This is a genomic window from Microcystis sp. M31BS1, from assembly GCF_020245285.1.
In the GTDB taxonomy this organism is placed as follows: domain Bacteria; phylum Cyanobacteriota; class Cyanobacteriia; order Cyanobacteriales; family Microcystaceae; genus Microcystis; species Microcystis panniformis.
Genome location: NZ_JADBVE010000311.1, coordinates 1 through 9097, shown reverse-complemented (window position 1 = coordinate 9097; position 9097 = coordinate 1). Strand labels below are relative to the sequence as shown.

8 protein-coding genes are annotated in these 9097 nt (G+C 40.7%); 2 read left to right on the top strand and 6 right to left on the bottom strand.

Annotated elements, in window-relative coordinates; genetic code table 11:
- Positions 1–184: 184 nt before the first annotated feature.
- Positions 185–652, top strand: a complete 468-nt coding sequence (locus tag IM509_RS17990) for a CYTH domain-containing protein (RefSeq protein ID WP_052277082.1) — start codon at positions 185–187, stop codon at positions 650–652.
- 24 nt (positions 653–676) lie between these two features.
- On the opposite strand, the gene nusB is transcribed toward IM509_RS17990, so the two are convergent.
- The 6 genes from nusB to IM509_RS17960 all read right to left on the bottom strand — a co-directional run bounded on the left by nusB (position 677) and on the right by IM509_RS17960 (position 7092).
- On the bottom strand, positions 677–1330 hold the full coding sequence (gene nusB, locus IM509_RS17985; protein WP_052277081.1) for a transcription antitermination factor NusB: 654 nt from the start codon (positions 1328–1330) through the stop codon (positions 677–679).
- Between the two features lie 137 nt (positions 1331–1467).
- Positions 1468–2931 (bottom strand): DNA phosphorothioation system restriction enzyme, encoded by a 1464-nt coding sequence (locus IM509_RS17980; RefSeq protein WP_052277080.1) that lies wholly within the window; start codon positions 2929–2931, stop codon positions 1468–1470.
- Positions 2932–3291: 360 nt separating this feature from the next.
- A complete protein-coding gene (gene hemJ, locus IM509_RS17975) occupies positions 3292–3879 on the bottom strand; it encodes a protoporphyrinogen oxidase HemJ (RefSeq protein ID WP_002739167.1) in 588 nt (195 codons plus the stop codon).
- Positions 3880–4266: 387 nt separating this feature from the next.
- Positions 4267–4389: a hypothetical protein gene (locus IM509_RS17970; protein WP_284525823.1), complete on the bottom strand. Its 123-nt coding sequence runs from the start codon at positions 4387–4389 to the stop codon at positions 4267–4269.
- A 380-nt stretch (positions 4390–4769) separates the two neighbouring features.
- Positions 4770–5720, bottom strand: a complete 951-nt coding sequence (locus IM509_RS17965; protein WP_052277079.1) for a hypothetical protein — start codon at positions 5718–5720, stop codon at positions 4770–4772.
- Positions 5721–5727: 7 nt separating this feature from the next.
- A complete protein-coding gene (locus IM509_RS17960) occupies positions 5728–7092 on the bottom strand; it encodes a UDP-N-acetylmuramoyl-tripeptide--D-alanyl-D-alanine ligase (protein WP_052277078.1) in 1365 nt (454 codons plus the stop codon).
- A gap of 443 nt (positions 7093–7535) precedes the next feature.
- Between IM509_RS17960 and IM509_RS17955 the strand changes: the two genes are divergently transcribed.
- Complete coding sequence (locus IM509_RS17955) at positions 7536–8804, top strand: Sll1247 family protein (RefSeq protein ID WP_185237690.1); 1269 nt, start codon at positions 7536–7538, stop codon at positions 8802–8804.
- Positions 8805–9097 lie beyond the last annotated feature (293 nt).

Here is a 9097-nt window from a genome sequence, read left to right as displayed (position 1 = left end):
TTCATAATAAATTTGGCAGAGGATTAAAGATTAGTTATTGTGACTAACTCTTTTGGTTAGAACAAGATAAACTTGAGAATCTTCGGTCAAATTTATTGACTCAAAATCAGCTATACTTAATTTAAATGAAACAGCCCTACCTTAATAAGGGGGGCATCTGAAAGTTTTTAATGCCTACCTACTTATGTCTGTTGAAATTGAACGGAAATTTCTAGTTAAAGGGGATTCTTGGCGATCGCTTGCGACTGGCAAGTTGTATCGTCAGGGATATATTCCTACCCAAGATGGATTGACAACTGTGCGAGTTCGTGTAGTTGGAGAGCGGGGTTATTTAACCATTAAAGGCAAGACTGAGGGCATGAGTCGTCAGGAATTCGAGTATGTAATTCCCCTAGAAGATGCGGCGCTCATGTTAGAAAACCTCTGTAAGAAACCTTTAATTGAAAAGATTCGTCATCGCATTTCTCTGGATAATTTAACTTGGGAAGTTGATGAATTTTGGGGGGATAATCAAGGTTTGATTATGGCTGAAATTGAGTTAGAACAAGAGGATCAAGTCATTACTATTCCCGATTGGATCGGCGAAGAAGTCACGGGAGATGAGCGATACTACAATAGCAATTTACAGAAATTTCCCTATAAAATGTGGTGATTGTAGTATTAATTTACTCCCAGTTTAACTCTGGGTAGATAGGGCTTTTTCTGTTTCGTTTAGCTTATTCGTTACCCGTCGGAGAACGCCATTAATAAAGCGATAACCTTCATCATCAGAATAACGTTTGGCTAATTCGATCGCCTCATTAATTGCTACTTTTTGAGGTATATCGAGATAGAGCATTTCTGCCACGGCAATTTGCAGGATATCCCGATCAATTCTTGGTAAACGATGCAGTTGCCAATCCACTAAAGCACTGGTTAATTCCTGTTCAATTTCCGCACGACGACGATAGACTGTACCGATTAATTCTAGGGCATATTCCCGCACTTCGTACTGACTAGATAACTGGACAATTTCGGGAAAATCTATCACGGTTCCTAAACGATTAATGGCATTGTGGGTAAGAGAAATTGCTTCTTTTACCATGGTTTGGGCGCTTTTTAGATTTGTTGCCTTAGTATCACTAGCGAGAATCCGTTCATTACCACGACTAATTTCAGCGGCAGCGGTTTCTAAGGTTTCTTGAATTTCGACGGTTAAGGTTCTAACTGCAACTAAAATTAAATCGTTTAAAGTTTGCTGTTCCAGGTTTTCAGGATTGCCTTTAATCTGACTTAAACTCAAAAGGGCAAGTTCTCGAGCAATGCGACGGGGTTGTTGACGGGGAGGCATAGAAATTTAGAAGGAGAGGAAGGAAAATTATACAACTTTATCGATCGCTATCTGGTTTGGTTAATTTTTCTCGGCGATCAATTTTTGACTAACTTCTATTTTAGCATAAAAGCCGCCAAGATTTAACTTTTCAAGTTTTAATTAGACAAAAGACAATATCTATCTTGAATCTCCCCTAATTTAGTCTCAGCTTCTTGAGCATTAATAGCTAACTGAGCAAACTCTAGAAAGCGTTTTAATTCCTTGCGTAATAAATTCCTTTCTACTTCCCAGGTTTCTCGATCTAAGGTGGGTGGCATAACGATCATATCAAATAAAGTCGCCTGTTTTTTATCGGGATGGGGGCGCAATATTCGCCCGCGACGCTGAATAAATTGTCGAGGATTACCACTACTAGCCAGAATGACTGCGTTTTGAATTGATGGCAGATCTACTCCTTCATCTAAACATCTAATTGCCACTAATCCTTGCAGATAACCCTCCTCAAATTGTTGGCGAATTTTTTCTCGTTCTTCTAGGGAAGTTTCTGCGGTGTAGATAGCAACTCGATAACCTAATTGATTGCCTAACAAATGAGTAACTGCCTCTACCTGACGACGATAATTAGCAGTATAATTTTCTAGATAACCATCCCCACAATAAAACAAAGTATGATCCGTATCTAAACGCTCTTGCATCAGTTGTTGTAAAGCCTGTAATTTATTACTTGCTGAACCAACTAATCGTGATCTTTGCATTAACAAAGCGGTGAGGTTTTCATTACCATTTAAATTACTATTTTTCTGCAAAGTCCAGCCGATTCTTTGGGTTAATTTTGCGTATAATAAAGCCTCATTATCGGTTAATTCAACCAAGATTGGATAATAAAAATAATTGACTAAAGCTCCTTTTCTAATAGCATCACCTAGGGTAAATTCTGGTTGTAGAATTTGTCCAAAATATTCAAGAATAGCGTCGGTTCCTTCCTGATCAAAATATCTTTCAGGAGTTGCAGATAAAGCCAATCTTAGACCTAAAGAACGGGGTAATAACTCTTCTAATCGGGGGGAACCTAAATTATGGGCTTCATCACCAACGATTAAAGTTTTATCGGGAAAAAATTTTATTTGTGATTGAAAACCCTCGCTAATAAAAGTTGAGTTAGTAGTTAAAATAGTGACAAATTTTTGATTACCCGCTTGCACATTATATAATTCTGTGGATAGTTGACTTTGCCATATATGGACACTTTCGTAGGCTAAAATCGGTTTAAGATTAAATTTTTCCGCTTCTCGTTGCCATTGATTGACTAGGTGACGATAGGGACAAATTACTAATAATACTTGCAGTTCTATCGCTTGGTAAAGTTCCATGGCAATAGCTAAAGCAGTAATAGTTTTACCGCTGCCGGTGGCCATTTTTAAAGTTCCTCGTCCCCGATTACGAAACCAACTGATAATCGCTGTATTTTGGTAGTCTCTCAATTCTAAATTGGGAGGAATTCTAGGAATACCAGAGGGATTAACTCGATAGAATCCTCGCAATTCAGCAACTTGCTTGATTTTGCGGGAACTGAGAAAATCCCTAGTTATTTTTTCCCAATCTATCCAGCAACTATTCATAAGACCTCTTGTAAAAATCAAAAATTGTTGTTAGGGTTAGAAGTCAGTAGTCAGAAGATTGTTTTTATTTATGGCGTTGTTCAAAACCTTGCGTTTTCATCGGCCCGCGTTTTGTAGGGGTGAAGCATTCGGCCAATAACCTATCGGTGAAACCGGAGATTTTCTATCCGAATGCTTCGTCCGTACTTTTTCAGCAAACCCTAAATAGTTTTGGTATAGATTTAAAAATAGCATAAAGCCAAAAACCTAAAAGCTAAAGGTTGCTACCTATACAATGGGGATGGACTAAAAAGACCATCCCATAGCTGTCAAACCACTCTTAAATGTTATCCTAGAAACCTAGGCAATGATTGAGATAATTTACCTGGTCGCTACTTCCTCTTTTTGGGGAGTATTTTGCCGAAGTTTTTCTTGATCTTGGCGACGTTTTTTAGCATAAAGTTGGATTGTCACTGCCATTAATACCACTAAAGCTACAATTAACCAAGTGGTCAAATCGAGGGGTAATTGATTCTTAAATACTGCCAAAAGGACAATAACTACCAATAACAGGGTTGGTGCTTCATTTAATGCCCGAAATTGCTGTCCCGTCCAATTACATTCCCCTTTTTCTAGCTTCTTCATGATGCGACCACAGTAGAAATGATAGAGCAGTAAAAGAGCCACAAAGGATAATTTAATATGTAACCATCCCGATTTTAAAATTTCCGGTTCTGTGGAGATTAAACCGATCGCCATGGCCACGGTGACAATCATCCCCGGTGTGGTGATGATATTGTAGAGTCGCTTCTCCATGATCTCGTATTGTGCTTTCAGAATAGCTTGTGCGGGTTCTGTTTGTGTTGCTGCCTCCGCATGATAGACAAACAAACGTACTAAATAAAATAGTCCCGCAAACCAAACAACTACCCCAATCAGGTGAAATGCTTTAAACCAATAGTAAGCCATAGTCTATATTGTGATGTGAGTCCCGAATTAATTAGTCTAAGAGTTATCTATACTTTCCCAGACTATCCCTATACAAAAGTTTAGACGGAAAATAGGCGTTGCGGAGCAGGGAGAAGGGAGAGGGGTGTAGGGTGTGGGGTGTGGGGTGTAGGGTGTAGGGTGTGGGGTGTGGGGAGCTTTTTCAGTAAACAATAGATCTCTTGCAAAAATCAACAATCTTCTGTTAGGTGAGGAGTAAGGAGTCAGTAGTCAGTAGTCAGGAGAATTAAGAATGTGCATTAATCGATTAAATGCTCCATTTAGGCATTTTATGCAGTTTTATGTCTATTTTTGTCATTTTTGAACTCTCAAGAATTAATTATGCAAGAACTCTAATAAACTAAAAACTCACATCTGATAACTGATAACTGATAACTGATAACTGTCTCCTAACCCAATGTTGGACAAAGATAAGCAAAAATTATTGACTGACTCCAAAAACTTGAGAATATTTAAATTAACATTCCGCAATATTTACAAATTCTTAAGATTTTATTGAGAAAGATTTTTATTTAACAACGATGTTATGAAGGTGACAGCGATTTGATAGAATTTCAAAATGGGGTATTCTATGCTTTTTTAGGCAGCAACGATTGAAACCCTGACCACACCTAGAAGGTGATCCTAATTAAGACAGGTAAATGAGTCAATTTCACCCACAACGATGATCTTTTTTTTGTGTAGTTTTATTGCAAAAAAAAAGTTTTTTTGACAAAAAGCACAAAGTATGCTAAGGTCTAACGGATTTCTAGCTGCGAGTAGTTATTGAAGAGAAGGAAGCAGGGAAGTGGGGAAGTGGGGAAGTGGGGAGTGGGAAGAATAAATAAAAATAATCTCCTGACGACCGATAGCTAATTATCTAACAGCAAAGGTCGCAGAAAACCGCCATAATTCTCGTCATCTGTACCGATAAAGACTTCTATTTTACCTCTCGGAGATTCTCTGGTAGTCACCGCTTCCACTTTGGAGCCATCGATTTCTGCAATTTTTTGGGGATTAGGGGCAAGAATTAGGTTATTATCGGCTGTAACTTGACCTATACGGTAAACTGCACTTCTAAACACCCCCGCACTATCTGGATCGTAAGCGGAAGCTATGTAGATATTACCTTGCTTATCTACGGCTAAATCGGAGATGGGGCGAATATTTTTACCACTACCAAAAGGACTCCGAAAAGTTACCGACTGAAATTCCCCGAATTTTAAGGGATTGAGCGAGATATCCGTCCAGCGAATCTTTGTACTCTCTTGACTATCGGCCCGTTCTGCGTAGATAAATAGATAACGATCGCCTTGCCGACTAACAGCGATCGCCTCTACATTTTCCACCGCAATCGGCCAATTTATTTGCTCAACTAGCTTGACTTTTTGCTGGTTGTATGCTAGTAAAAACAGCCGTTGAAAAGGTTTTTTCTCGCCACTTTCAGCCAACAAAAACAAATTAGTTTCAGGGATATGAGTAATACTTTCGAGATCGTTACTCAATCCCTCTGGATTTGGCCAATCTACCCTTAAAACCTGCCATAATAGCGGTTTTTCCTGGGTAGGTAGCTGTAAAAGACTCAGCCTTGCTTGAGATGGATCACTATTTTTGCCCTTATTTTTGGCATCGTGAACCCCTAGAAAAATATCTGCTTCTACCCAAGCTAAACCACTGAGATCTGGGAGATAAGTCTCCAGTCGTCTCGATTGTTGAGCAAAAGAGACTTGAGCGGCCGAAAAAAAGAAAACTATAGCTAAAATCACCGAAAAAACAGTTTTTAATCGGCTATTCTTGCTAAAAAAGGCTCTATTCTCTAACACCTATTCCCTAACTCCCAATATCACTGATTAACTCCTCCACCACCCGATTTAAACCGACGGAATGGGAAGCCTTGCACAAAATGCGATCGCCGAAATCGATCACTTCCTTTAAACGATTAATTAAATCTGCGTGAGTTTGAAAACATTCGCAATCGACACCAGTAGCGGCCTCAGCAATAAACTTAGCTTCTGGGTCATCCACCAAGACAAACAAGCGATCTATGCCTAGTTTTTGCACCCTCTCACCGACTTGGCGATGTAATTGCTCCGAAAAAGACCCTAACTCCTTCATCGTGCCTAAAACAGCAATATGACGCTGACCGGGGGTAGCTTTCAGCAAATCCAAGGCCGCTAACATTGATTCTAGACCGGCGTTATAGGTTTCATCGAGGAGTAGGATATCGGTTGCTAATTGGTAACGTTTGGCCCGACCACTGGGTAAATTAACCTTAATTCCCTGTTGCAAAGAAGTCCAATCGATGCCTAAAATTTTCGCTACAGCCAAGGCTGCCATAAAATTTAAAGCATGATGACGACCGGATAAAGGTAAGTTAAAATCTAGTCCATTGACTCGTAAAGTAGTTAAATCTAGTAATTCCCCGACTATATCGCCGCCAGAGAAGCCATAGGTAATTGTTTCCCCCTGCCATACCCGTTTAGCTGTTTCGGTAAGTAAAGGGTGATCGTAGTTAAGAACTGCTATACTACTAGAAGGAGACTCGGCCAATAACTCGCATTTGGCCTCTGCGATCGCCGACTCCGACCCTAAACGACCGATGTGAGCGGTTCCCACATTAGTAATCACTGAGATCGTCGGTTGGGCGATTTGAGCGAGCAGGGCAATTTCTCCCCGTCCCCGCATTCCCATCTCGATTACGGCACTATCGTGAGTTTCATCCAGTTCGAGGAGAGTTTTCGGCACTCCGATCTCATTGTTATAATTAGCTAGGGTTTTATGTACCTTTCCCCGGGTTGCTAATACCGAAGCGATTAATTCTTTAGTCGTGGTTTTCCCCACCGATCCCGTAATAGCAATCACGGGTATAGTAAATTGATTCCGCCACCAATGGGCCAATTGCTGATAGGTTTCTAGGGTATTCTGGACTAGGAATACGGGAATATTTTTAGAGTAATTTACCGACACTGGCTGATCAACAATCAAGGTCGCCGCTCCCTTTTCTATAGCCATATCGATAAAATCATGACCATTAAAATTATCACCCTTTAATGCCAAAAATGCTTGTCCAGACTTAATACTACGACTATCGGTATTAATTCCAGATACTAAACTATCGGGACTAAAACTTATGTCACCCTTATTTTGTAAGGATAATAGTTGAGCGAGTTGATTGAGGGATAAATGACAGGGCATAGACAATAAAAATACTTAGAGTAAATTCCGAATTATCTAGAAGATGGATTTAGGTTTAAATGTGACTTAGATCACATCTGATCGGGGTTTCTTTTTGCTAACTTAATTAGCAGGGTACGCTGCCTAAATTTTTATTAATCTGGGCATAGTCCGCAAGCTTGGCCAGGTAAGCCAAGGGTAATTTTCCTAAACTTGCCAAGCTAAAATGGATCAACTCGGTCACTACAATGACCCAAAATAGGGGCATCCTCAGAAGGGAGCATCTACTATCTAATCACAATTGACCCCTTTATGGTCCTAGCCCTAAAATCCATCCGCTTAAGTACCTAGGCAAAATTATTTACACATGACGATCATTGCCCCGTAAGGGTTTTAGCTCGATCGGGCAGGTAATTAATTTTGCATGACTACTTACTGATTTAGGAGGGCTAAATCAAATAACCATGGCTAGTCTAAACAGTGAACAAAGACCAAAAAGAGACGAAGAACAGCTACTGTGCGATTATTGGCTCGACCGCGCCAGGACAGATTCCCCCGAGCAATTAATCGAGGATTTTCGTCGTCTGTTTATCGAAGGTGGGGGCTATCGACAAGCTCCTATTTATTTAGCCCTAGAGCGTCTTGTCAAGGCCAAAGATGTGGAAAGTCGTTTTGATCATTTCTTTAACCGCTGCTGTCATATTTTAGTGAATCGATGGCAAACGCAGCCCACCCATCAGCCAGCAATTCCCGAATTGGTATCGCTGCTGGAAAATTTGCCCTCCCCACGTCCCGGACATTACAGCAGCCCCAATAATTTGCGCCATCTGGTCAAAAAATTTACCCTCTCGGATGACTACGTTAGGATGCAGCGTCTGGCGAGAATTATTAGCGGCCAATACAGCGAAAAAACCGCCGCTTCCCTGGGAACCCTGATTAGTCGTTATCCCTATCTCTATGATTACTATTTACTCGGTGATGACAGTCCCCGAGAACAGCGACAAACCGTTAGACGTATTAAGGTGAAAACCGAGAGCCGTTTCGAGGTAAATCTCTCTCGTTATGTCACCTATCAGGTACGTTTGGCACAGGTTGCTCATAGCCCAAAAATCAGGGAAGAAGCGGGGAGAATCATTCAACCGGTAGAAAATCCCACCCTGCTCAATGATAAGGAGCTAAATCGCACCCTCAAGTATTATCTGGGGACGGTAGCAGGAAATTATACTTATAAGGAGCTTTCGCAAAATTTTCTGGCGAATACAGTTTATACCCCTACCTATAAAGATTTCAAAAATGATCTCTACGATTATCTAATTACCTCCTTAGACTACGGCAAGGGGCAATTTCACCAAAAACTCGACGATATCCTGCAAAATACTCTACCCCACTGCGATCAACAAAAACCGAGTGAATTTCTCATGCTGCGTACTTCTAGCCAACTGTTAAATTATCTGGTGGTGGAAAGCGGGCAAAAACCCGATCATTACCTTCTTATGGATATGATCACCAATATGGGGGTAACTCGGACTGTGGGGTTATTGCTCAAGTTGGTTTTGATCTGTCCCCAGGCAAAACCCCAATTAGATAAACGTTTTTCGATTCTGTTTAACCACTACGAGAGTTATTCTCGCGATCAAGTGCCTTGGTTGGTTAAATCCCTAGAAAATCTGCAAGTAGCTTTTAGTATTCATTTCGGCCAAGTTGATTTGTCCTTTCTCCGTCAAATCCAGTGATCAGCTGTTCCCTATCTAGGGTTTGCGGCAAAAAGTTTTTCGTGGGGACAGGGTGTGGGGTGTGGTGCGATTCGTTGGCTAGAAACTAGACAGTAAGACGTTTAGAGGATTAGCCGCTTGGTAAATGTAGTACCTTGATAACTTTATAACCTTACAGGTGCGGGTTAGTAATAACCTTAGTCCTGTCCTCTAGATGCCTAGAGTGACGGCATTTCCTGCTGCTTTAGACTTGGTACATCTGAGGTAGTGAGCGAGGAAAAAAAGCGGTATCTGATAGCCTAAATCAGAAACCC